Source organism: Rhodococcus gannanensis (genome assembly GCF_042681175.1).
Taxonomy (GTDB): domain Bacteria; phylum Actinomycetota; class Actinomycetes; order Mycobacteriales; family Mycobacteriaceae; genus Rhodococcus_G; species Rhodococcus_G gannanensis.
Genome location: NZ_JBHUFB010000001.1, coordinates 151,089 through 173,838, shown reverse-complemented (window position 1 = coordinate 173,838; position 22,750 = coordinate 151,089). Strand labels below are relative to the sequence as shown.

At 70.0% G+C, this 22,750-nt stretch carries 22 protein-coding genes and 1 pseudogene; 13 read left to right on the top strand and 10 right to left on the bottom strand.

All coding sequences use genetic code 11. The features are described 5' to 3' along the window. Nucleotides 1-31: 31 nt before the first annotated feature. Together ACFSJG_RS00905 and ACFSJG_RS00900 are read left to right on the top strand one after the other, a co-directional pair. A complete protein-coding gene (locus ACFSJG_RS00905) occupies nucleotides 32-2,131 on the top strand; it encodes an MMPL family transporter (RefSeq protein ID WP_378483313.1) in 2,100 nt (699 codons plus the stop codon). Nucleotides 2,132-2,214: 83 nt separating this feature from the next. Then, nucleotides 2,215-2,832 (top strand): maleylpyruvate isomerase family mycothiol-dependent enzyme, encoded by a 618-nt coding sequence (locus ACFSJG_RS00900; protein WP_378483312.1) that lies wholly within the window; start codon nucleotides 2,215-2,217, stop codon nucleotides 2,830-2,832. Between the two features lie 61 nt (nucleotides 2,833-2,893). Here ACFSJG_RS00900 and ACFSJG_RS00895 read toward each other — a convergent pair whose 3' ends face one another. Next, on the bottom strand, nucleotides 2,894-3,745 hold the full coding sequence (locus tag ACFSJG_RS00895; protein ID WP_378483366.1) for an aldo/keto reductase: 852 nt from the start codon (nucleotides 3,743-3,745) through the stop codon (nucleotides 2,894-2,896). A gap of 76 nt (nucleotides 3,746-3,821) precedes the next feature. Here ACFSJG_RS00895 and ACFSJG_RS00890 point away from each other — a divergent pair, with 76 nt between their 5' ends. After that, the gene (locus ACFSJG_RS00890; protein WP_378483311.1) at nucleotides 3,822-5,462 is read left to right on the top strand and encodes an ABC-F family ATP-binding cassette domain-containing protein; all 1,641 of its coding nucleotides are present in this window, start codon (nucleotides 3,822-3,824) and stop codon (nucleotides 5,460-5,462) included. A 69-nt stretch (nucleotides 5,463-5,531) separates the two neighbouring features. Here the strand turns inward: ACFSJG_RS00890 and ACFSJG_RS00885 are convergent, their stop codons facing one another. The 3 genes from ACFSJG_RS00885 to ACFSJG_RS00875 form a co-directional block, all read right to left on the bottom strand. Beyond that, nucleotides 5,532-6,713 (bottom strand): Dyp-type peroxidase, encoded by a 1,182-nt coding sequence (locus ACFSJG_RS00885; protein WP_378483310.1) that lies wholly within the window; start codon nucleotides 6,711-6,713, stop codon nucleotides 5,532-5,534. Further along, nucleotides 6,706-7,218, bottom strand: a complete 513-nt coding sequence (locus tag ACFSJG_RS00880) for a copper chaperone PCu(A)C (protein ID WP_378483309.1) — start codon at nucleotides 7,216-7,218, stop codon at nucleotides 6,706-6,708. Before ACFSJG_RS00880 ends, ACFSJG_RS00885 begins: the two co-directional genes overlap by 8 nt. Nucleotides 7,219-7,302: 84 nt before the next feature. After that, nucleotides 7,303-7,836 (bottom strand): hypothetical protein, encoded by a 534-nt coding sequence (locus tag ACFSJG_RS00875; protein ID WP_378483308.1) that lies wholly within the window; start codon nucleotides 7,834-7,836, stop codon nucleotides 7,303-7,305. 107 nt (nucleotides 7,837-7,943) lie between these two features. Here ACFSJG_RS00875 and ACFSJG_RS00870 point away from each other — a divergent pair, with 107 nt between their 5' ends. Genes ACFSJG_RS00870 through ACFSJG_RS00845 form a run of 6 tightly spaced genes read left to right on the top strand, consistent with a single transcriptional unit; the run spans nucleotide 7,944 to nucleotide 13,482 of the window. Further along, nucleotides 7,944-8,234: a helix-turn-helix transcriptional regulator gene (locus ACFSJG_RS00870; RefSeq protein ID WP_378483307.1), complete on the top strand. Its 291-nt coding sequence runs from the start codon at nucleotides 7,944-7,946 to the stop codon at nucleotides 8,232-8,234. Further along, nucleotides 8,227-8,814 (top strand): hypothetical protein, encoded by a 588-nt coding sequence (locus tag ACFSJG_RS00865; protein WP_378483306.1) that lies wholly within the window; start codon nucleotides 8,227-8,229, stop codon nucleotides 8,812-8,814. The genes ACFSJG_RS00870 and ACFSJG_RS00865 overlap by 8 nt, the downstream gene beginning before the upstream one ends. Continuing rightward, nucleotides 8,811-9,710, top strand: a complete 900-nt coding sequence (locus tag ACFSJG_RS00860; protein WP_378483305.1) for an ABC transporter ATP-binding protein — start codon at nucleotides 8,811-8,813, stop codon at nucleotides 9,708-9,710. Before ACFSJG_RS00865 ends, ACFSJG_RS00860 begins: the two co-directional genes overlap by 4 nt. Further along, nucleotides 9,707-10,942 carry an ABC transporter permease gene (locus ACFSJG_RS00855; RefSeq protein WP_378483304.1) on the top strand — a complete coding sequence of 412 codons (1,236 nt, stop codon included), beginning with the start codon at nucleotides 9,707-9,709 and terminating at the stop codon, nucleotides 10,940-10,942. The genes ACFSJG_RS00860 and ACFSJG_RS00855 overlap by 4 nt, the downstream gene beginning before the upstream one ends. Nucleotides 10,943-10,957: 15 nt before the next feature. Next, complete coding sequence (locus ACFSJG_RS00850) at nucleotides 10,958-12,451, top strand: carboxyl transferase domain-containing protein (protein ID WP_378483303.1); 1,494 nt, start codon at nucleotides 10,958-10,960, stop codon at nucleotides 12,449-12,451. Then, on the top strand, nucleotides 12,448-13,482 hold the full coding sequence (locus tag ACFSJG_RS00845; RefSeq protein ID WP_378483302.1) for a hypothetical protein: 1,035 nt from the start codon (nucleotides 12,448-12,450) through the stop codon (nucleotides 13,480-13,482). Before ACFSJG_RS00850 ends, ACFSJG_RS00845 begins: the two co-directional genes overlap by 4 nt. Here ACFSJG_RS00845 and ACFSJG_RS00840 read toward each other — a convergent pair. Continuing rightward, a complete protein-coding gene (locus ACFSJG_RS00840; protein WP_378483301.1) occupies nucleotides 13,464-13,937 on the bottom strand; it encodes an ArsI/CadI family heavy metal resistance metalloenzyme in 474 nt (157 codons plus the stop codon). The two genes, ACFSJG_RS00845 and ACFSJG_RS00840, sit on opposite strands and share 19 nt — an antisense overlap. A gap of 92 nt (nucleotides 13,938-14,029) precedes the next feature. Here ACFSJG_RS00840 and ACFSJG_RS00835 point away from each other — a divergent pair, with 92 nt between their 5' ends. Next, on the top strand, nucleotides 14,030-14,392 hold the full coding sequence (locus tag ACFSJG_RS00835) for an Rv2640c family ArsR-like transcriptional regulator (RefSeq protein WP_378483300.1): 363 nt from the start codon (nucleotides 14,030-14,032) through the stop codon (nucleotides 14,390-14,392). Between the two features lie 36 nt (nucleotides 14,393-14,428). On the opposite strand, the gene ACFSJG_RS00830 is transcribed toward ACFSJG_RS00835, so the two are convergent. After that, a complete protein-coding gene (locus ACFSJG_RS00830; RefSeq protein WP_378483299.1) occupies nucleotides 14,429-15,103 on the bottom strand; it encodes a GOLPH3/VPS74 family protein in 675 nt (224 codons plus the stop codon). A gap of 389 nt (nucleotides 15,104-15,492) precedes the next feature. Here ACFSJG_RS00830 and ACFSJG_RS00825 point away from each other — a divergent pair, with 389 nt between their 5' ends. The 3 genes from ACFSJG_RS00825 (at nucleotide 15,493) to ACFSJG_RS00815 (ending at nucleotide 19,503) form a co-directional block, all read left to right on the top strand. Continuing rightward, on the top strand, nucleotides 15,493-17,403 hold the full coding sequence (locus ACFSJG_RS00825; protein WP_378483298.1) for a propionyl-CoA synthetase: 1,911 nt from the start codon (nucleotides 15,493-15,495) through the stop codon (nucleotides 17,401-17,403). A 22-nt stretch (nucleotides 17,404-17,425) separates the two neighbouring features. Continuing rightward, nucleotides 17,426-18,136, top strand: a complete 711-nt coding sequence (locus ACFSJG_RS00820) for a response regulator transcription factor (RefSeq protein ID WP_378483297.1) — start codon at nucleotides 17,426-17,428, stop codon at nucleotides 18,134-18,136. Between the two features lie 83 nt (nucleotides 18,137-18,219). Then, entirely contained in the window at nucleotides 18,220-19,503 is a 1,284-nt protein-coding gene (locus tag ACFSJG_RS00815) for a HAMP domain-containing sensor histidine kinase (protein ID WP_378483296.1), read from the top strand. A gap of 100 nt (nucleotides 19,504-19,603) precedes the next feature. On the opposite strand, the gene ACFSJG_RS00810 is transcribed toward ACFSJG_RS00815, so the two are convergent. The 4 genes and pseudogenes from ACFSJG_RS00810 to ACFSJG_RS00795 form a co-directional block, all read right to left on the bottom strand. Beyond that, nucleotides 19,604-19,957: an FKBP-type peptidyl-prolyl cis-trans isomerase gene (locus ACFSJG_RS00810; protein ID WP_378483365.1), complete on the bottom strand. Its 354-nt coding sequence runs from the start codon at nucleotides 19,955-19,957 to the stop codon at nucleotides 19,604-19,606. A gap of 15 nt (nucleotides 19,958-19,972) precedes the next feature. Continuing rightward, nucleotides 19,973-20,329: pseudogene (locus ACFSJG_RS00805) on the bottom strand (FKBP-type peptidyl-prolyl cis-trans isomerase); the annotation flags it as partial. A 2-nt stretch (nucleotides 20,330-20,331) separates the two neighbouring features. Continuing rightward, the gene (locus ACFSJG_RS00800; RefSeq protein ID WP_378483295.1) at nucleotides 20,332-21,630 is read right to left on the bottom strand and encodes a citrate synthase; all 1,299 of its coding nucleotides are present in this window, start codon (nucleotides 21,628-21,630) and stop codon (nucleotides 20,332-20,334) included. Between the two features lie 155 nt (nucleotides 21,631-21,785). Continuing rightward, the gene (locus ACFSJG_RS00795) at nucleotides 21,786-22,709 is read right to left on the bottom strand and encodes an aldose 1-epimerase family protein (RefSeq protein WP_378483294.1); all 924 of its coding nucleotides are present in this window, start codon (nucleotides 22,707-22,709) and stop codon (nucleotides 21,786-21,788) included. Nucleotides 22,710-22,750 lie beyond the last annotated feature (41 nt).

Genomic DNA, 22,750 nt, shown 5'->3' with positions numbered 1-22,750 from the left:
TCTCCAAGTGCACCGCGCGACCGTCGGTGCCATGAACACCTTCCTGTCCCGCGTCGGTTCGGCCGGCGCCGCGCACCCCTGGCGCGTCCTGTCCCTCTGGGCGGCGGTCCTCGCGGCCGCCGTGACATTCGCGGTCGTCGCGGGCGGCGAGGCCCACGACGACTACGACATCCCTGGCCTCGCCTCGACGACGGGCAGCCATCTGCTCACCGACCGGTTCCCCGAAATGTCCGGCGCCGACGCCCGCGTCGTCGTGCACTCCCCCGACGGTGCCGTTCCCTCCGCCGAACTGTCCGAACTCGGCGCGAACCTGTCCGCGATGCCGGACGTCGGCGTCGTCGCGCCGCCGCGGCTGTCCGCAGACGGCGACACCGCGATCCTCGACGTGCGCTACACCGTGCCCGTCACCGACTTCACCGGCACCGAGGGCACCGACCCCCTGGAAGCCGCGGCCGAAGGTGCCCGCGCGGCGGGCCTGCAGGTCGAGTTCGGCGGCCAGGTCCACGAGAACACGTCCGCGCCCGGTGGCGCTGCGGAGGCGATCGGCATCGGGGTGGCGTTGCTGATCCTGGTGTTCGCGTTCGGCTCGGTCGTCGCGGCTGGCCTACCGCTGCTCGTCGCGCTGACCGGCGTCGGTGTCGGCGGGGCGCTGATCACGGCGTTGGCCGCCTTCACCGACGTCAGCACCACCGCCCCGACCATCGCCAGCATGGTCGGCATCGGCGTCGGCATCGACTACGCACTGTTGCTGGTGACCCGCTACGCCGACGGACTGCGCGACGGACTGACCCCGGTCGAGGCGGCCGGGTACGCGAACGGCACCGCCGGGGTGTCGGTGGTGTTCGCCGGCTCGACGGTGCTGGTGTCCCTGTTCGGGCTGCGGCTCGCCGGGCTGCCGGTGTACTCGTCGTTCGGCTATGCGACGTTCCTGACGGTCGGCGCGGTGATGCTGGCGTCGGTCACCCTCGTCCCGGCCCTGTGCGGGCTCGCGGGTCGGCGGATCCTCGGACGACGAAAGCCGCAGCGCCGGAACGACACCGGCACCGGCACCGTCACGGCGCGCTGGGCGGCGCGGGTCGGCGGCCGGCCGTTGCCCTGGGCGGTCGGCGCGCTGCTGGTCCTGCTGCTGCTCGCAGCGCCGGTGCTGCAGATGCGGACGTGGCCGCAGGACGCAGGCAGCCAGCCGACGTCGGACACGACTCGGGTGGCACACGACCTGATCGCAGACGAGTTCGGTCCGGGCGCGAACGGCCCACTGCTCGTCGTGGTCGACCTGGCCGCGGGCACCGATCCCGAGTCGGTCGCCGCGGCGGTGCGCACCGATCCCGGTGTCGCACTGGTCGGCACGCCGCTGGTGAACCGCGCGGGGACGGCGGCGGCGATCCAGGCCGAACCCACGTCCGCACCCGACGACGAGGCCACCACCGAGACGGTGCAGCGGCTCCGGGCGGCGCTGCCCGAGGGCACCCACGTGACCGGATGGACGGCCACCTTCGTCGACATCTCCGAACGTCTCGCCGACCGCCTGTGGCTGGTGGTCGCCGTCGTCGTCACGCTCTCGGTGCTGTTGCTCACCGTGGTGTTCCGGGCCCCGGTGGTGGCAGTGAAGGCGGCGGCGATGAACCTGCTGTCCGTGGCCGCGACCTACGGCGTGATGGTTTCCGTCTTCCAGTGGGGTTGGGGCGCAGACCTACTCGGCCTTCCGGGACCCGTGCCGGTGTCGAGCTGGGTGCCGATCCTGATGTTCACGATCCTGTTCGGCCTGTCGATGGACTACGAGGTGTTCCTGCTGTCCCGAGTGCGGGAGCACTGGCTGCGCACAGGCGACCCACACGGCTCGGTGGTGCAGGGCCTCGCGGCGACCGGACGCGTCATCACCTGCGCCGCCGCCATCATGATCGCGGTGTTCACCGGGTTTGCCCTGGACGCGAACATCACCGTGAAAATGCTCGGCGTGGGGCTCGCCGTCGCCGTGTTCCTGGACGTGACGATCGTCCGGATGGTGCTGGTGCCCGCCACGATGGCTCTGCTCGGCCGTCGTAACTGGTGGGCCCCGGCGTGGCTGGACCGCACGCTGCCGCACCTCGACGTGGAGGGTGGCACCCGCGAACCGAACACTGTGCGGGCCTGACCCGTTCGGCGCAGGTGACGTCGACAGTCCGGCGGCACCTGCCCCGCCGTGTGAATCACGGACCGCCTTGGCACACTGTCGACATGGACCCCGTTTGGCAGATTGTGCACACGGAAAGAGTCGCCCTCGTCGCCGACCTCGCCCGAATCACGGACGAGCAGTGGGACACGCCGTCGCTGTGCGAGGGCTGGACGGTGCACGACGTCGCCGCGCATCTCGTCGCCAACGCGAGGACGACCAGGCTGGGGCTCGTGCGCGACATGGTCCGGGCGAGATTCGACTTCCACCGCCAGAGCGAGCAGGGTGTCGCGCGGGAACGCGGCGCAACACCTGCGCAGACACTGCAGCGACTGCGTGAGGTAGCGCCCCTGACGGCGACTCCCCCGGCTCCCCTCGACAGTCGGCTCGTCGAGGAGGTCGTCCACGGCGAGGACATCCGTCGGCCACTCGGAATCGAGCACACCTACCTGCCCGAGGCCGTCGTCCGTGGGTTGCGGTATCAGGCCCGAACGTCCGAGGCGTTCGGCGGTGCGAAGCAACTCATCGCTGGCATCCGACTGCGGGCAACGGACGTGGACGTGACGATCGGCGACGGCCCCGAGGCGAGGGGCCCGGCACTGGAACTCCTGCTGGCCGTTTCGGGGCGCGGCAAGGCTGTGCGCGATCTGAGTGGGCCGGGCGCACCGCACCTCCACCCGTGACCGCAAACGGGTGGTTGTCGGAACACGCACCCGGCGAACGCCGCGACAACCACCCGTTCGATCAGTTCCAGTCGAAGGTGGCGGGGTCGCCGCCGAGCCGGTTGGCGGCGTCCAGGCCGGCAATCGCAGCGAGATCGTCGGCGTCGAGCTCGAATCCGAAGACATCGAGGTTCTGCCGGATCCGGTGCGGGGTCACCGACTTCGGGATCGCGATGTGCCCCGACTGGACGTGCCAGCGCAGCACCACCTGAGCGGTGGAACGCTGGTGCTTCTCGGCGATGCGGGCGAGGACCGGGTCGTCGAGCAGGCCCTGGCCCTGGCCCAGCGGCGACCAGGCCTCGGTGGCGATGCCGAGTTCGGCGTGCACGGCCTTCAGCTCGGACTGCGCGAAGTCCGGGTGCAACTCGACCTGGTTGATCACCGGGGCGACGCCGGTGTCGTCGATGATCGTGCGCAGCTGCTCGGCCTGGAAGTTGGAGACACCGATGGAGCGGACGCGGCCGTCTGCCTTCAGCTCGGTGAACGCCCGCCACATGGTGCGGTAATCCTCGCGCATCGGGCGGGGCCAGTGGATGAGGTAGAGGTCGAGGTAGTCGAGATCGAGACGATCGAGTGACGCCTCGAACTCGAAGAAGACGGCGTCGCGGGTCCACGGGGTGGAGGCGCTGTTCCACAGCTTGGTGGTGACGAAGAGCTCGTCACGCGGGACGCCCGAAGACGCGATGGCGCGACCGGTGCCGACCTCGTTGCCGTAGATGGCGGCGGTGTCGATGCTGCGGTAACCGATGCTGAGGGCGCTGGTGACCGCGGTGAAGGACTCGTCGTCGGGAACCTGCCAGACCCCGAACCCCACCTGGGGAATGGTGTTGCCGTCGCTGAGCGTCACGTTCGGGACCGGGTTCACAGATGTCATGAACCGCTGCAACCACATCGAGGCGGCCGTTGTTCCCGCCGCGGGCGCTCCGTGCCCGAACTGAGAGAATCGCCTCATGAGCGCCACCCTCCACGCCGACGACGTCTCCGCCGCTCGCGGCGAACGCACCCTGTTCACCGGACTCGACCTCGTTGTCGCGCCCGGCGATGTGATCGGCCTGGTCGGCGCCAACGGAGCGGGCAAGTCGACGCTGCTGTCCATCCTTTCCGGCGACACCACCGCCGACGTGGAGGGCACCGTCTCGCTGAGTCCCCCCGATGCGACGGTCGGGCACCTCGTGCAGGAACCCGAGCGGATCCCCGGCGAGACCGTCGAGGAGTACCTCGGCCGGCGCACCGGCGTCACGGCCGCGGAGTCCGAGATGAACGAGGCGGCCGCCGCGCTCGAGGAGCCGGGTGGCGACGACCGCTACTCGCACGCGCTGGAGCGGTGGCTCGCGCTCGGCGGCGCCGATCTGCACGAGCGCGCCGGGCAGGTTCTCGACGACCTCGGTCTGACCTCGGGGCTCGACGCCGAGATGACGGCACTCTCCGGCGGGCAGGCCGCCCGGGTGGGGCTGGCGGCGCTGCTGCTTTCGCGGTACGACGTGCTACTGCTGGACGAGCCGACCAACGACCTCGATCTCGACGGCCTGGCGCGCCTGGAGCGGTTCGTCGCCGAGACGCGCACCGGCATCGTGGTCGTCAGCCACGACCGGGAGTTCCTGGCGCGCACCGTGACCGGCATCGTCGAACTGGACCTGGCGCAGCAGCAGATCGATGTCTACGACGGCAGCTACGAGTCGTACCTGGCGGAACGTGCAGTGGCGCGCAGGCACGCCAGGGAACGGTACGAGGAGTACGCCGGCACCCTGTCCGGCCTCGAGGCGCGCGCGCAGATGCAACGCAACTGGCTCGAACACGGTGTACGCAACAACCGGCGCAAGGCAAAGGGCGCCGACTCGGACAAGATGGGACGGAAGGCGCGCGCCGAGTCGACGGAGAAGCAGGCCGCGAAAGCCCGTCAGACACAACGCCGTATCGAGCGGCTCGAGGTGGTCGAGGAGCCCCGCAAGGAGTGGGAGCTGCGGATGGAGATCGCCGACGCACCGCGCAGCGGGTCCGTCGTCGCGACGCTCACCGGTGCCGTTGTTCAGCGTGAAACCTTCCGGCTCGGCCCGATCCACACCCAGATCGACTGGGGTGACCGCATTCTCGTCACGGGGCCCAACGGAGCCGGAAAGTCGACGCTGCTGGCCTTGTTGCTCGGCCGCCTGACACCCGACGAGGGCACCGCGTCACTCGGCTCCGGTGTCGCTGTCGGCGAGGTCGATCAGGCCCGCGGACTGTTCGAGGGCGACGAGCCTCTCGCCGTCGCGTTCGGTGCGCAGGTGCCGGACTGGCCGGACGCGGACGTCCGCACCCTGCTCGCGAAGTTCGGCCTCAAGGGTCACCACGTGCTGCGCCCGGCGAACTCGCTCTCCCCCGGGGAACGCACGCGCGCCGCACTTGCACTCCTCCAGGCGCGTGGGGTGAACCTGCTGGTCCTCGACGAGCCGACCAACCACCTCGACCTGCCCGCGATCGAGCAGTTGGAACAGGCGATGGAGTCGTACACCGGCACGCTGCTGCTGGTCACCCACGACCGGCGGATGCTGGACACGGTGCGCAGCACCCGCCGGTGGCGGGTCGAGGACGGGCAACTGCTCGAGCTGTGACGCGCCTCCGGCACCTGTGCGCCTTTTTGGTAGTGGGAGCTACCAAAAAGGCGCACAGGCGCCTCGCGCCTACTGGAACAGGGCCTGACCCAGGTACTCACCCTCTCTGCACCCCGCGGGGATCGCGAACACCGCCGACCCGACCGGCGTCGACCACGTGTTGAAGAGGTCGGCGTCCGACAGGCGCTGCTGGACCGGCACGAACTGGCGCACCGGGTCGGCCTGGTAGCTGACGAACACCAGGCCCGAGTCGGACACCGCATCCCCGCTCGGCGCGTCGTCGTAGTTGTACGAGCGACGGTGGAACCGTTCTCGCTGGTCCAGCGATCGGGCGAGGGCGATGTGCGAGTTCGGCGCGATGACCGTGATGCCGCCCGGCCCGACGGCACCGAAGTCGGGTTCGTCGTGCTCCGATTCCCCGGTGAGCGGCGCACCGTCGGACAGCCTGCGGCCCATCACGATCTCACGCCCGGGCCGGTCCAACTCGTCCCACTCGTCCAGGTGCAGCCGGATCCGCCGGATCACGATCGAGGTGCCGCCGTCGAGCCAGGAGCCGTCGTCGACCCACACGAGCGAGTCGAAGTCGGCGGAGCCGGGTGCCGGGTTCACGGTGCCGTCGACCTGGCCCATCAGGTTCCGCATCGTGGTGCCCTCGGGTTCGCTCCCCCGCGCCCGCCGGAACCCGGCCTGCGACCAGCGCACCGTCGCGGTGCCGCGGGCGCCCTTGAGCAGCACCCGGAGCGCGTGCGCCACCGCGACCGGATCGTCGGATCCGACCTGGAGCATCACGTCACCGTCGCTCCACCGTGCTTCGAGGCGGTCGACACCGAAGGGCGGCAACGGTGCCAGCCACGCCGGACGCCGATGCTCCCGTTCCGCCGCGGCGAACACTCCGGGGCCGAACCCGATCGTGACGGTGAGCCTCGACGGGACCACTGCCAGTTCGGGCTCGGTGTCGGCGAGGGCGCCGCGTCCGGCGGTGAGCCGGGCTGCGTCGTCGGTCCACACCCGCATGAGCCGGATCAGGGCGTCCCGATCGACGCCGGGCCGGAGGTCCAACCCGACGAAGGTTGTGTGCGCGGGCGGGGGTGTGGCGATCCCGGCCTGGTGGTCGCCGTGGAACGGGACCGTGTCCGGTGCCGCTGCCGCGGCCGGGGCGCCCACGACCGTCGATGCACCCCAGCCGAGTGCCACCCCACCCGCGGCGAGCGCGCCGCCGCCGAGCAGCCGACGGCGGCTGAACTCACTCACCGGTGTGTTCCGAGTAGTTCTCCTGCGCCCCGGTGAAGTCCCGGATCGGCACCTCCACGTCGGCGGAGCTGCCGTCGGCGAACGTGAGCGTCAGCGCGAGCGTGTCGCCGGCCCGCATCGGGGCGGTGACGTCCATCAGCATCACGTGCTCGCCACCCGGTTCGAGGACCCGTTCACCGTGTGCGGGCACCTCGAAGCCGCCTTCCTTCTGCCGCATCGACATCGATCCCGCACCGTCGGATGCCATCTCGTGCAGTTCGGCCCGGCCGGAGACGTCGGCAGCGACCGCAGTGAGGGTGACCGGCGCGTCGCCGTCGTTGACGAGGGTGCCGAACGCGGCGGTCATGCCGCCATCGGCTGCCTTCGCCCACGAGTCGGTCAGGGTCACGGAGTTCGCGGCGACGGCGGAGGTCGCGTCGTCGGAGCATCCCACGACGGCCGCGGCCAGGCCCAGCGTCGCCGCTGCGGCGAGGAGCGAACGTCGAATGTGGTTCGTCGTCATCATGATTCGGTTGTCCTTCTCGGGTTGGTTCTCGTCCGCTGCGCGCACGGCAGCGACGTGCCGCGGGTCGGCGCGGCACGCTGGTGGTCAGGAGTGGACGAGAACCGGCGGACCCCGGAGGGACAGGCCGGCGCGGCAGAGGATCTCGGCGAGCGGCCGGGACGGGCGCCCCGTGGGACGACGTTCGGCGGGCCCGGTCGGCTCGGGCAGCACCGGCCGACCGGCCGTCACCGCACGCAGTGCCGCGCACACCGCGGCACCGACGCCGTCGGCGGCGCCGAGGAGCACCGCGCACACCGCCAGTGCGACGGCGTGCGCCGCCGCCATACCCGCTGTCACGGTGACGGTGTGATGCGACTCGAGCGAGAGAGCGAGGTGGCCGAGGACCTGCCCGGCAGACAGTACGGCGACGGCCGCGACCGTCCCTCGACGCAGGACGGGGACGGCGCCCGCGCAGGACGCGAGAACCGCCGCGAGTCCGGCGAGCACGATCAGAGTGGAACCGGCCGGAACGCCACCGCCGGCAGCGCCGTGAGCGGCGACCGACAGCGAGACGGTGACACCGGCGATGGCGCCGCCCCGGACCGGGGCGACGACCCCGGTCGCGGTCGCGGCACGCACGAATCGGACTTTACTACAGTCTGTCGTAGAAACTCGCCCCACGCCGAGGACCACCGTCGATGCCGATAAACTTGACGAAGCGTTGGGTTTTCACAACACTTTGATGCATGAGTCCCGTACGGCGGGGAGAGTCACGCCCCATCTTCAACCGCATCGCGGTGCTGCGGGCCGAACGGTCGATGAGCCGGGCCGCACTCGCCGCGCTGATCGAGGTGAACCCGCAGACCGTCGGCGCACTCGAACGCGGGGACCACTACCCCAGCCTCGACCTGGCGATGCGGATCTGCGAGGTGTTCCGCCTGCCCGTCGAGGCGGTGTTCTCCCGCAGCGCGTTCACCCCACTCTCGACCGAGTACTACCGGAACGCCCGCGCGGAAGGAGCCGATCGACATGCCTGAGCAGACCGTCTTCGAGCGCTACCAGCAACACCGTGCACGACGCTTTCTCGTGAGATCCGAGAAGACCGAGAAGATGCTGCCGCGGTGGCGCACCCAGGCCCGGCGCCGAATCCTCGTCGTCGCACTCGGCGTCACCTTCTGCCTCATGCTCACCGTCGGCGTCCTCTGCCACTTCTTCGAGCGCGGCCCGCTGCTCTGGTTGCCGGCCTGCCTGGTGTTCTTCCCGATCTGGATCGCATTGTCGATCGTGTCGGGGCAGCTCGGCGATGCCCCGAGTGAGGCACTCGACGAATGGGAGATACAGCAACGCAACGCCGCCCGGTCCGTCGGACTGAGCATCACCCAGTGGCTGGTGATGATCCCGGTCGCCTACCTGGTCATCGGCAGCACTCTCACCGACGGCACCCACACCACGATGGCGTACACGGGCGGACTGCTCACCGTCACCACCCTCCTCATCGGCGGCTGCTCCCCCACCATGATCCTCGCGTGGAGTCGGCCCGACCCCTATCCCGACACCCATCCCACCGACGAACAGTCACACCCGACGACCGACAACGATCGCCTGGAGGCACCGTGAGTACGAACACCCTTGCCATCGAACACGTCTCGAAACGCTACGGCGACGTCGTCGCGCTCGACGACCTGAGCTTCGAGGTCCGTCCCGGCGAGATCTTCGGCTTCGTCGGATCGAACGGCGCGGGCAAGACGACCACCATGCGGATCGCCCTCGGGGTGCTGTCCGCCGACTCCGGGCAGGTCCTTCTCGGCGGCCGCCCCGTCGACCTCGACGTCCGCCGCACCATCGGCTACATGCCCGAAGAGCGGGGCCTGTACCCCAAGATGAAGGTCGGCGACCAGCTCGCGTATCTCGCCGAACTGCACGGACTCTCGCGCCGCGATGCGGCCGCCGCGGTCGCCCGGTGGACCGAACGGCTCGGCATCGCCGAACGCATCGGCGACGCCGTCGACGCCCTCAGCCTCGGCAACCAGCAGCGCGTCCAGTTGGCCGCCGCGCTCGTCCACGACCCCGCGGTGCTCGTCCTCGACGAACCGTTCTCCGGCCTCGACCCCGTCGCGGTCGACGTGATGAGCGAGGTGCTCGCCGAGAAGGCCGCCACCGGAGTCCCCGTCGTGTTCTCCAGCCATCAACTCGACCTCGTGCAGCGGCTCTGCGACCGGGTCGGCATCATCGCCGGCGGACGAATGAAGGCCGTCGGCACCGTCGACGAACTGCGAGGACGCGGCCGGCCGCGGCTGGTCGTACACGCCCCCGAGGCTCCGCCCGGCTGGGCCGACCACCTGCACGGGGTGCGCACCGTCTCCCACGACGACGGGCACACCGTCCTCGAACTGGACGACGACGCCGTCGACCAGGACGTGCTCGCCGCCGCCCTGAAAACCGGCCCGGTGCACGAGTTCTCCGTCAACCGGCCCACCCTCACCGAACTGTTCCGAGAGGTCGTGACCGCATGAGCACCGCCACCACGGACCGCCGACCCGATGCCGGCCGTCCCGCTGTCGGAGCGACGCGCGCCGTCGCCCTCGTCGCCCGCCGCGAGTTCCGCACCCAGGTGCACAAGCGCAGCTTCGTGATCAGCAACCTGATCATCCTGGTCGCGATCGTCGGCGGCATCGTCGGCTACTCCATCTTCTCCGGCGGCGACGACGTCGACACCTCGACCGTCGGCCTCGTCGGCGACCAGTCCCTCACCGCGACACTCGAATCCACCGGCGAACAACTCGGTACGCCCGTCGAGGTGGTCGGCGTCGCCGACGAAGCCACCGCCCGCGAGCAGGTCGAGTCCGGCGACCTCGACGTCGCCCTCGTCCCCGCCGCCGACGGCTCCGCAGTCGCGGTGACCGAGAGCGACGTCGACGGGGGCCTGCGCACCGTCCTCGACGTCGCCGTCGCCGGGCAGGCGCAGCAGCGGGCACTCGACGCACAGGGCGTCGACGTCGGGCAGCTCTCGGCGGCCACCTCCGCGGCCGTCGTCACCGTCGACGCGATCGACCCCCCGGACCCCGAGCAGAGCCAGCGGGTCGCGCTGTCGGTCACCGCGGTGTTCCTGCTGTACATGCAGATCCTCGGGTTCGGCATGGCCGTCGCGATGGGTGTCGTCGAGGAGAAGTCGAGCCGCGTCGTGGAACTGCTGCTGTCGACGGTGCGGCCACTGCACCTGCTGTGGGGCAAGATCCTCGGGATCGGCGCGGTCGGGTTCGTGCAGCTCACCGCGTACGGCATCGCCGGCGTCGGTGCCGGCCTCGCCACCGGCGTCCTCACGGTCACCGGCACCGCCCTCGCCGTCCTCGCGAGCACCCTCGCCTGGTTCGTTCTCGGGTTCGTCTTCTTCGCCGCCCTGTACGCGGCCGCCGGGTCGATGGTCTCGCGACAGGAGGACGTCAACTCCACCTCGATGCCACTGATGCTCGTCATCATGGCGATGTTCTTCTCCGCGTTCTCCGCGGTCGGCGACCCCGACGGCACCGTCAGTTCCGTGCTCAGCTGGATTCCGCCGTTCTCGGCGATCCTCATGCCGCTGCGGATCGCCGCCGGCGTCGCGTCCCCGATGCAGATCATCGCGACCGTCGCGATCATGATCGCCGCCACCGTGCTCGCGGCGACCGTCGCCGCGAAGGTGTACCAGCGCTCGATCCTGCGGGTCGGCGCGACCGTGTCGTGGCGGGAGGCGTTCGGACGCTCGTGAAATAGGCTCCTCGGCATGGCACCGAAGCTGTCGGCCCACGAGATCCTCGACCTCGTCCTCGACCCGGGAAGTCACCGGTCCTGGGACGTCGCGCCGGTCGAGGTTCCCGTGGGCCCCGCCTACCGCGCCGACCTCGACGGCGCCCGTGAGCGCACCGGACTCGACGAATCGGTGATCACCGGCGAGGGCACCATCGCCGGTCGCCGAGTCGCGGTGATCGCCTGCGAGTTCGGTTTCCTCGCGGGCTCGATCGGGGTCGCGGCGGCCGAACGCATCGTCACCGCGGTCGAGCGCGCCACCGCCGAGCGGCTTCCGCTGCTGGCGTCGCCGACCTCCGGCGGAACCCGAATGCAGGAGGGCACCGTCGCCTTCGTGCAGATGGTGAAGATCGCCGCCGCAGTCACCGTCCACAAGGCCGCGAAGCTTCCGTACCTGGTGTACCTGCGTCACCCCACCACCGGCGGGGTGTTCGCGTCGTGGGGATCGCTCGGCCAGGTCACCGTCGCCGAACCCGGCGCCCTCGTCGGGTTCCTCGGCCCCCGCGTCTACCAGGCCCTCTACGGCGAGAGCTTCCCCGAGGGCGTGCAGACGTCGGAGAACCTGTACGCCAACGGCGTGATCGACGGCGTCGTCGCCCCGGACCTGCTGCGCGACCTGCTCACCCGGGCGCTGCTGGTGCTCACCGGTGAGGCGGACCCGTGGACGGGCCCGCCCGCCGACACCGCGGCGCTGCCCGACGTCCCGGCGTGGCAATCGGTGACGTCGTCACGGCGAACCGACCGGCCCGGCATCCGGCAACTGTTGCAGCACGCCGCCACCGACCAGGTGCCGCTGTCCGGGACCGGGCAGGGCGAGACCGACAAGACGGTGCTGATCTCGCTGGCCCGCTTCGGCGGTCAACCGTGTGTGCTGTTCGGCCAGGACCGCAGCGGACAGTCACCGCAGAACACGATGGGACCGGGCGCGCTGCGCGAGGCACGCCGGGCCATGAAACTCGCCGAGGAACTCGGTATTCCGCTGGTGACGGTGATCGACACCCTCGGCGCGTCGCTGTCGAAGGAAGCGGAGGAACGCGGCCTCGCCCCCGAGATCGCCCGCTGCCTGGCCGATCTCGTCACCCTGGACACCCCGACTGTGTCGGTGCTGCTCGGTCAGGGCACCGGCGGCGGCGCACTGGCCCTGCTCCCGGCCGACCGGGTGCTGTGCGCCCAGAACGGCTGGCTCGCGCCCCTCCCTCCGGAGGGCGCCAGTGCCATCGTGCACCGCGACACCGCCCATGCCCCGGACATGGCGCAGTCACAGGGGATCCGCTCACTGGATCTGCTGCGGGACGGCGTGATCGACGCGATCATCCCCGAGCATCCCGACGCCGCCGACGAGCCCGTCGAGTTCTCGATCCGGGTCGGCGAGGCGATCGCCCGCGAACTCGCCACGCTCCGTGGGCAACCAGCCGACCTGTTGACCGCGGACCGGGCATCCCGCTACCGCAGACTCGGGCTGCCCCGATGACCGCGGCGGCCCGCGTCCGCGACTCCGGCGCACTGGCGCGTCTCGACCTGTTCCTGGTGGCCGCCGTCGCGACAGTCCTCGTCACCCGCGCCTATCTCGCCGCCACCGGCTACCCGCAGATCGGCAGCGGCCCACTGCACATCGCGCACGTCCTGTGGGGCGGACTGTTGATGGCCGCAGCGTTGGTGTCCGTCGAGATCTCCGCGGGCGGTCGCGTCCGGGTACTCGCCGCACTGACAGGCGGCATCGGGTTCGGACTGTTCGTGGACGAGATCGGCAAGTTCGTCACCTCCGACGTCAACTACTTCTTCCAGCCCGCCATCGCCCTGATCTACACGGTGTTCGTCCTGTTCTACCTCGTTGCGCGAGAGGCGATCACCCGGATCGGACTGCCCGACCACCGGCGCATCGCGATCGCGTCCGCCGCCGTCACCGACCTCGCACTCGGCCACCTCGACGACGTTCGGCGACGAGACGCACTCGGCGTGCTCGACGGCGTCCGCGATCCCCGCCTCGCGGCGACCGCGGCGGCGTTGCGGCAGGCGCTGGACACCGACGTCGACCAGGACCGCGGACTGGGCTCCAGGGTGGTGCACGCCCGCAACACGCTGACCCGCCGCGCCGAGACCGTCCTCGGCCACCGGATCACCCGCCGGATCGTCATGGGACTGTTCGCGATCCAGGCCCTCGTCACGGTGGCCTCCGTGGTCGCCGCACTGCTCGGCTCCAACGACAGCGAGATCGACGACGTGTCCGACCTCGTCGTCGTGGCGTCGAGCACGGTGTCCGGAGCCCTGACCGCGGCCGGACTCTGGTTCCTGGTGCGCGGCCCCTACCTGCGGGCACTGCGACTGCTGCGCGCGTCCCTCGTCGTGACCCTGCTCGTGACGCAGGTGTTCCTGTTCGCGCAGGAACAGTGGGGCGCACTCACCGGTTTCGTGATCACGGTGCTGATGCTCGCGTGCGTCCGGGTCACCATCAGGGTCGAAGAGGACGCCGAATCGCAGGTGAGTCAGCAGCAGGCGTCCTGAGGATCGGCCGACGACGCCGTTCCGCAGCAGGCACCACCTTCCGTCACCGCCTCGGAGTCGGCCAGGAGCCGCGTGCTCGACCCGAACGTCTCGGAGTCGGCGAGCACCGTGTAGACCTCCCACTTCTCTCCCGCCGGACCCGTCACCCACACCTTGTCCTGGGTGGCGAAACAGCAGGTTGTGCCGATCTCCTCGTCGGTGAACAGGCCCTCCCCGGTCAGGCGCGCGATCTCCTCGTGCACCTTCGCCGACGACTCGACCTCGACACCGAGATGGTTGAGAGTTCCTCCCTCACCGGGGTTTTCCAACAGCACGAGCTTGAGCGGCGGCTCGGTGATCGCGAAGTTCGCGTACCCGGGCTTGAGCTTGGCCGGCTCGGTGCCGAACAGTTTCGAGTAGAAGGTGACGGCCTCCTCCAGGTTGTCGACGTTGAGTGCGAGCTGGGCGCGTGACATGGCAACCTCCACATATGTGACGTATGTCGAATTACCCACTCAGACTGCTCACCTTTTCGACATAAGTCAAGAAGCCTGGCTAGGATTGCAGCATGCCCAAGGCACTGCCCGTCGTCGACGTCTCCGCGCCCATCTGCTGCGCACCCGTCTCCGCGGCACCCGTCACCGACGACGCCGCACTCGAACTCGCGCTCCGCCTCAAGGCGCTCGCCGATCCGGTCCGCATCAAACTCGTCTCGATGCTGCTCACCGCGGACACCCGCGAAGCCTGCACCTGCGACCTCGCGACCGCCCTCGGCCTCGCCGAGTCAACCGTCAGCCATCACCTCGGGCAACTCCGCAAGGCGGGCATGGTCGAGTCGACCCGGCACGGGATGAACGTTCATCACAGCGTCCGAGCCGACGCCCTCGACGCGCTCCGCGCAGTCCTCGACCCGAACTGCTGCAAGGACTGACCGCCGAGCTCCCCGCCGCTCCGGTCGCCCCGGCCGTCAGCTGCCGCCCGCCGCCACCGACGGAACGACGACCGCCGCGATCACGGCCGCATTGACCGCCTCGACCGCGTGCCGGACCGCTTCCCCGGACCAGTCCCCCTTCGCAATCTCCTTGGCGCGCTTGCGCACATCCTTCTTCCGTGCGTCCGGGAACAGCGCCGACGCGGCGTCGACCGCGGACAACAGCGAGATCAGCGCAGCGGTCCGAGAGTCAGGTGTCGCGCCGTCCACCAGGACGGACCGCAAGCGGTCCCGCACGACGCGCTCGTGCGAAGCGTCGACCGCCGGCCACGTCTTCGTCGGGAAGATACCGAGGACCTTGCCCTTCGCCTCGTGCACCCAGCCGCGCTCGACGATCCGGCCGAGCACCGCCTCGCGGAGGTTCTTGCCGAGCTTCTCGATCGCGGCGACCGGCTTCAGCGGCTTCGACCCGCGGAGCTGCGCCACCGCGTGCGCGAGGATCGGATCGAGCGGAGCGGTGCGGTCGCGCAGGACGAGCCGCCCCTTCTTGACGGCGCCGCTGCCGTCCGCCGGCTCGACGACGGCGTCGAGGGAGAGGTCGAGCAGCACCGCACCGGCCAGCGCACGGGGCAACGCAGAGCCGTCGACCAACGGCTTCCCGGTCTCGTCGTCGAGCAGCAGCAACAGCAGGTCCTCCGCGAGCAGCGTCATGCACCCACCCTAGATCCGCCCCCACCACCACCGCCGCCGCCGACCGCCCCCATTGGCTGAAAGTGCCGTTCACTCGCCTCAACCGCATGAACGCCACCTTCAGCCACACCGCCCACCGACCCCGACGCCACCGCCCTACCGTCGGCCGCCACCCACCGCCATCGGCTGAAAGTGCCGTTCACTCGCCTCAACCGCATGAACGCCACTTTCAGCCAATGGGGCGGGGACGGGATGGGGGGTGGGACGGGCATGCCGTTCGGCGACGGGACGGGGCCGTCCGGCGCACGGGCCCGCGAGGCCGGGCTGACGACGACTCCGATCACATAGGGTGTAGTGCGCGTCACACGTGACGCGACGCTGCATGGTGCGCAACGAGAGGACACGAGTCGATGACGTCAGCCGAGCACGGGAACGGCGCCTACGCGGACGCTTTCGCAGAGAGCGTCACCGATCCGGAAGCGTTCTGGCTGCGGGCCGCCGAGGCCGTCGACTGGGACACCGCACCGACCCGCGCCCTCGACGACTCCGCGGCACCGATGTACCGCTGGTACCCGGACGCGACGCTCAACACCTGCCACAACGCGCTCGACCGGCACGTCGCGGCGGGCCGCGGCGACCAGGCCGCGTTGATCTACGACTCCGCCATGCTCGGCACGACCTGCACCTACACCTATGCGGAACTGCTGACCGAGGTCTCCCGGTTCGCCGGGGTCCTCACCGCACAGGGCATTTCGGCGGGAGACCGCGTCGTCATCTACATGCCGATGATCCCCGAAGCCGCGATCGCGATGCTGGCGTGCGCCCGGATCGGCGCCGTGCACTCGATGGTGTTCGGTGGATTCGCCGCCGCCGAGCTCGCCGCCCGCATCGACGACGCGCAGCCGAAGGCCCTCGTGACGGCCTCCGGCGGCCTCGAGCCGGGCCGCACCATCGAATACCTCCCGATCGTGGAACGCGCGCTCGGACTCACCGACAACGCCCCCGGCACGATCGTCGTCAAGAACCGGGAGCGGATCCCCGGAAGCGCAGCCGACCACGACGGCTGGCTGGACTGGGACACCGCCGCGGCCGATGCGGAACCCGCCGGATGCGTCGCCGTGGCCGCCACCGATCCGCTGTACATCCTCTACACGTCCGGCACCACCGGGAAGCCGAAGGGCGTGGTCCGCGACAACGGCGGTCACGCGGTCGCCCTGACCTGGTCGATGCGCAACCTGTACGACATCGGTGCCGGCCAAGTCATGTGGACCGCCTCCGACGTCGGATGGGTCGTCGGGCACTCCTACATCGTGTACGGGCCGCTGCTCGTCGGCGCGACGACGGTCCTGTACGAGGGCAAGCCGGTCGGCACCCCCGACGCCGGCGCGTTCTGGCGGGTCGTCGAGCAGCACGGCGTGCGCGCCCTGTTCACCGCGCCGACGGCGATCCGCGCCATCCGCAAGGAGGACCCGGAGGCCGCCGAACTCGCCAAGTACGACATCTCCACCCTGACCACGCTGTTCGCGGCCGGTGAGCGGCTCGACCCCGACACCTACGAGTGGGCGACGGCCAAGCTCGGCGTCCCGGTCGTCGACCACTGGTGGCAGACCGAGACCGGGTGGGCGATCTGCGCGAATCTGCGCGGCCTCGAACCGATGCCGATCAAGGCTGGCTCCCCGACGGTCGCGGTGCCGGGATACCGGGTGCAGATCGTCGACGCCGGCGGTTCCGAGGTCGGGCCCGGCACCGAGGGCAACATCGTCATCAGGCTGCCGCTGCCGCCGGGCACCCTCGCCGGCCTGTGGCGCGACGAGGACAGGTACGTGAAGTCGTACCTGTCGACGTTCCCCGGCTACTACCTCACCGGCGACTCCGGCTATATCGACGCCGACGGCTACGTCTTCGTCCTCGGCCGCAGCGACGACGTCATCAACGTCGCCGGGCACCGACTCTCCACGGGCGCGATGGAGGCCGTCGTCGCACAGCACGCGGCGGTCGCGGAATGTGCCGTCGTCGGGATCAAGGACGACCTCAAGGGGCAGCGGCCCAGCGGCTACGTGGTGCTCAAGGCCGGCGCCACGATCGACCACGAAGTTCTCCGCACCGAACTCGTCGCGATGGTGCGGGACCAGATCGGGGCCGTCGCCACCTTCCGCGACGTCACCGTCGTTCAGGCGCTGCCGAAGACCCGTTCGGGGAAGATCCTCCGCAAGACGATGCGGCAGATCGCCGACCACGAGGACTACTCGGTCCCCTCGACCATCGAGGACCCCGCGGTGCTCGATGCGCTCGCAAAGCTCCTCGGTCCCGAAGTGAGCTGACCGTGCCAGGCACAATGACGAGGTGACCGACACAGCTTCCACCGCCACCGTCCTCGTCGTCGACGACGACGAGGACGTGCTCTCGTCCCTGCACCGGGGGCTGCGGCTGTCCGGGTTCACCATCCTCACCGCCACCAACGGCGCCGAGGCGCTGTCGGTGGTCGCCGAGCAGGCCCCCGACGCCGTGGTCCTCGACATGAACATGCCCGTCCTCGACGGCGCGAGTGTCGTGACGGCGCTGCGTGCCATGGGCAACGAGGTGCCGATCTGCGTGCTCAGTGCGCGCTCCTCGGTCGACGACCGGGTGGCCGGCCTCGAGGCCGGTGCCGACGACTACCTGGTCAAGCCGTTCGTGCTCGCCGAGTTGGTGGCCCGGATCAACGCCATGCTGCGGCGCCGCGCGACCCCGGCCCCGACGCCGCCCTCGCACGGCACGACCGCCGTCGGCGCGCTCGACGTCGACCTGCCGGGCCGCCGGGCGACCATCGACGGTCACGAGGTGGAACTGACGAAGCGCGAGTTCGAACTGCTGGCCGTACTCGTCCGCAACCAGGGCGTCGTGCTGAGCCGCGAACGCCTCCTCGAGTTGGTGTGGGGATACGACTTCGTCGCCGACACCAATGTCGTCGACGTGTTCGTCGGATACCTGCGCCGCAAGCTCGAGGCGCACGGCCATCCGCGCATCCTGCAGACCGTCCGCGGCGTCGGGTTCGTGCTGCGGGATCCCTCGTGACAAATGGTTCGAATCGGTTCACCGGGCGGACACGTGCCGCTCGCACACCCCGGCGGCGTCGCTCGTACTCACTGCGGGCCCGCGTGGCAGCGGCGGCCGCGCTGGGCGCGACCATCGTCGTCGCCCTGCTCGGCATCTTCATCTCGGTCGCCATCTCCTGGAACAACATGTCGCAGCTGGACCGGCGTCTCGACACCGCCGCCCAGGTGCTGATCGCCAACGCCGCGGAGGCCGCGTCCTTCCTGCCGAGATTCGGCGACACCAACGCCTTCGCCATCACCATCCGCAACTCCAACACCGGCGATGTCATGGTGAGCACCCCAACCACGATGCCCGTCGTCGGGCTGGGCGCCGAGACTGCGACCGTCGACGGCACGGACTACCGCGTCAGCACCACCGCGATACCGAACACGCCGCTGTGGATGTCGCTGGCCGTACCCGCCTCGGAGGCCGACGACATCACCACCGACCAGCGCAAGTGGGTGATGATCGCCGGTCTGATCGCCGTCGCGGGCGCGACCGGACTCGGCTGGCTGTTCGGTGGCCGCGCGGTGCGCCCGATCGTGCAGCTCACCCATCAGATCGCCGACGGGACCCCACAGGCTGTGACCGTGTCGGGGGTGCGGGAGGCCGAGGAACTGGCCGATGCAATCGACTCCATGCTCGACCGCATCACCGACGCGCAGCGCCAGACGGAGGCCGCGCTGGACACCGCGCGCGACTTCGCCGCCGCGTCCGCGCACGAGTTGCGTACCCCACTGACGGCGATGCGCACCGACATCGAGGTGCTGTCCACCCTGGAGCTCGATTCCGCCGAGCGAGCGGAGATCCTCATCGACCTCGCGCGCACCCAGGGCCGGGTGGAGTCGACGCTGGCGGCCCTGGAACGCCTGGCGTCCGGTGAGCTGTCGAGCGACAAGGACCACGCACCCACCGATCTCGTCGAGATCTGCGACGCTGCAACCCGCGACGCGCAGCGCCAGCACCCAAACCTGACCGTCCAGGTCGACGCCGACCGCGCCGTAGTCGTCAGCGGCCTGAGCGTGGGACTGCGGCTGGCCGTCGACAACGCGATCTCCAACGCCGTTCGGCACGGCCGGGCGGGCACGGTCCGGCTGGCGGTGCACCGTCAGCCGGGCGGCACCGTGCGGCTCACCGTCGACGACGACGGCCGTGGGATTCCGGAAGCCGAGCGGGAGGTCGTCTTCGAACGATTCCAGCGCGGGGCCGGCGCCGCGGCAGGCGGGTCCGGACTGGGCCTGGCGCTGGTCGACCAGCAGGCCCAATTACACGGCGGCCGAGCGTGGTTCGAGGAGAGCGACCTCGGCGGCGCCCGACTCGTGTTCGAATTCCCGTCCCGCCCCTGAACTTCCGGCGACGGCGCCGGAGAAACGAAGCCCCGGAAGCGATCAGGGTCCGTACCACCGAAGTGGTACGGACCCTGATCGTGCCTGTGGTCGAGCAGGCTCAGTTGGTGCCGAGCAGGTCGATGATGAAGACGAGCGTCTTGCCACCGAGCGGGTGACCCGATCCGGCGGCGCCGTAGGCGAGCTCCGGCGGGACCGTCAGCTTGCGGCGGCCACCGACCTTCATGCCGGGGATGCCCTCCTGCCAGCCCGGGATCAGGCGGGGAAGCGGGAACTTCACCGAGTCGCCGCGCTGGAAGGACGAGTCGAACACGTCGTTCGTGTCGTACTCGACGCCGTGGTAGTGCACGTCGACGACTCCGCCGCGCTGCGCCTCGTCGCCGTCACCGACGACGATGTCCTCGATGACCAGCTCGGTGGGAGCCGGCCCGGAGGCCGGTTCGACCTCGGGCACCGGCGGCGGCACCACGACGTCGAGCAGGTCGATGACGAAGATCAGCGTCTTGCCGGACAGCTGGTGGCCGGATCCGGCCGGGCCGTAGGCGAGCTCCGGCGGGATGACCAGCTTGCGGCGGCCACCGACCTTCATGCCGGGGATGCCCTCCTGCCAGCCGGCGATCAGGCCGGCGAGCGGGAAGGTGATGGACTCGCCGCGCAGGAAGGACGAGTCGAACACCTCGCCGCTCTCGAGCTCGACGCCGTGGTAGTTCACCTCGACCTTCGAACCGGGGGTCGCCTCGGCGCCGTCACCGACGATGACGTCCTCGATGACCAGTTCGGTCGGAGCGGGGCCCTCCCAGGGCTCGATCTCGGGTGCGTTGCTCATGGTTACCGGTTCCCCAGGTCGACGTAGTTGCGTTCGGTGTAGCCGGTGTAGATCTGACGAGGACGGCCGATCTTGGTGGCCGGGTCCTCGTGCATCTCACGCCAGTGCGCGATCCAGCCGGGAAGGCGGCCCATCGCGAACAGGACGGTGAACATGCGCGTCGGGAAGCCCATCGCGCGGTAGATCAGACCCGTGTAGAAGTCCACGTTCGGGTACAGCTTGCGCTCGATGAAGTACTCGTCGGTGAGCGCGGTCTCCTCGAGCGACTTCGCGATCTCGAGCAGTTCGTCGTCGCCACCCAGCTTGGACAGGATGGTGTCGGCGGCCTTCTTCACCAGCGCGGCGCGCGGGTCGTAGTTGCGGTAGACGCGATGCCCGAAGCCCATGAGCTTCACGCCGTCTTCCTTGTTCTTGACCTTGCGGACGAACTCCTTGACGTCGCCGCCGCTCGCCTTGATCTCGTCGAGCATCTCGAGCACGGCCTGGTTGGCGCCGCCGTGCAGCGGGCCCCAGAGCGCGTTGATGCCCGCCGACACGGACGTGAACAGGTTGGCGTCCGAGGAGCCGACCATACGGACCGTCGACGTCGAGCAGTTCTGCTCGTGGTCGGCGTGCAGGATCAGCAGCATGTCGAGGGCCTTGGCGATCTCCGGATCCACCGCGTACGGCTCGGCCGGGAACCCGAAGGTCATCCGCAGGAAGTTCTCGACCAGCGTGAGCGAGTTGTCCGGGTAGAGGAACGGCTGGCCGACGGACTTCTTGTACGCGTAGGCCGCGATCGTCGGCAGCTTCGCCAGCAGGCGCGTCGTGGACAGCTCGACCTGCTCCGGATCGTCCGGGTCCAGGGAGTCCTGGTAGTACGCCGACAGCGCGTTCACCGCGGAGGACAGCACCGGCATCGGGTGCGCGTTGCGCGGGAAGCCGTCGAAGAACCGCTTGAGGTCCTCGTGCAGCAGCGTGTGCCGCTGGATGCGGGTGGTGAACGCGGCGAGCTCGTCGGTGGTGGGGAGCTCACCGTAGATCAGCAGGTAGCTGACCTCGATGAAGGTGGAGTTCTCCGCCAGCTGCTCGATCGGGTACCCGCGGTAACGCAGGATTCCCTTGTCGCCGTCGATGTAGGTGATCGCCGACTTGGTGGAGGCGGTGTTGACGAATCCGGGATCGAGGGTGGTGTACCCCGTCGCGGAAAGGAGCTTGCCCAGCTCGATACCGTCGTTGCCTTCGGTGGCTTCGGCAATCGACATCGAGTGTGCGCCACCCGGGTAGCTGAGCGTGGGCGTGGTGTCATCGACAGCGGGCACGGAGGATCCCTCTCAAACTCGAGGCTTTGCGAGTTGCAAATGTCAGTCGATAAGAGAACCTAGTCGCAGTCTCCCGAGCCTGCCCAGGGTGGGTCGCTGTTTCACCCGGTCGAGCCGTAACGAAATCCGCTGACCTGGCGATTGCCCGGCCACCTTCACACGGCCGTCATGCCCCACCGTCCGGTCCAGTCCTGTCCCGGCGCGAGCACGATCTCGCCGATTCCGGAGTTGAACGCGTCCGGTGGACACGTCATCGGTTCGACGGCGAGGGCCCGGCCGCGGCCGGGGAAGCCGTGCGCGAGCGCCGGGTCCGCGGTGAACACCTGGAGCCACCCGAACGACCGGTCCGTCCACAGCGCGGTCCCGCTCCCGTCGGGGGCCCGCAGTTCGTGCCGCGCGCGTCCGTCGTGGTCGGGAAGGATCGAGCTGAACGGGGTGTCCAGTCGGACGCCGTCGAGGCCGCGCGGCGAGGTGAAGTCGAACTCCGTGCCCGCGACCGCCTGCGACGGACCCTGCGGCAGCATCCGGTCCGGATCGAGGGGCAGCCACGTGCCTGCCGCCAGGCGCAGCTCGCAGTCGTCGAGGGGGACGTCGCCGGCCCGTAGGAACGCGTGCACGCCGAGTCCGAACGGGGCCGGGGTCGCGCCGACGTTGACCGCCGTGTGCGTGACGGTCAACCCGTCCTGCCCGAGCTCGTGGACGACCGTCAGCTGCAGCGGGTACGGCCAGCCCTTGTGCAGCCCGACCCGGATGGTCTGCTCGACGCGATGGGCACGGTGGTCGACCAGTTGCCAGTCGTCGCGGCGGACCAGTCCGTGGATGGCGTTGTCCCGTTCCGGTTCGGTGAGCGCGAGTTGATGCTCCACCCCGTCGAACCGGAACTTCCCGTCCCGGATCCGATTCGGCCACGGCGCGAGCACCAGGCCCGCCGACAGCGGTGGATCGGACGCTCCGGACTCCGCCGGCCAGGGTTCGGTGAGGTCACGCCCGGCCTTGCTGAGACTTCTCACACCGGCGCCGCGGGCCACCACTTCCGCTCGATGATCACCGAACTCGATCTCGTACACCGGCACACCCATGGCAACCAGTGTCCCCGAACCTCCGGGCGGCGCAAGCATTC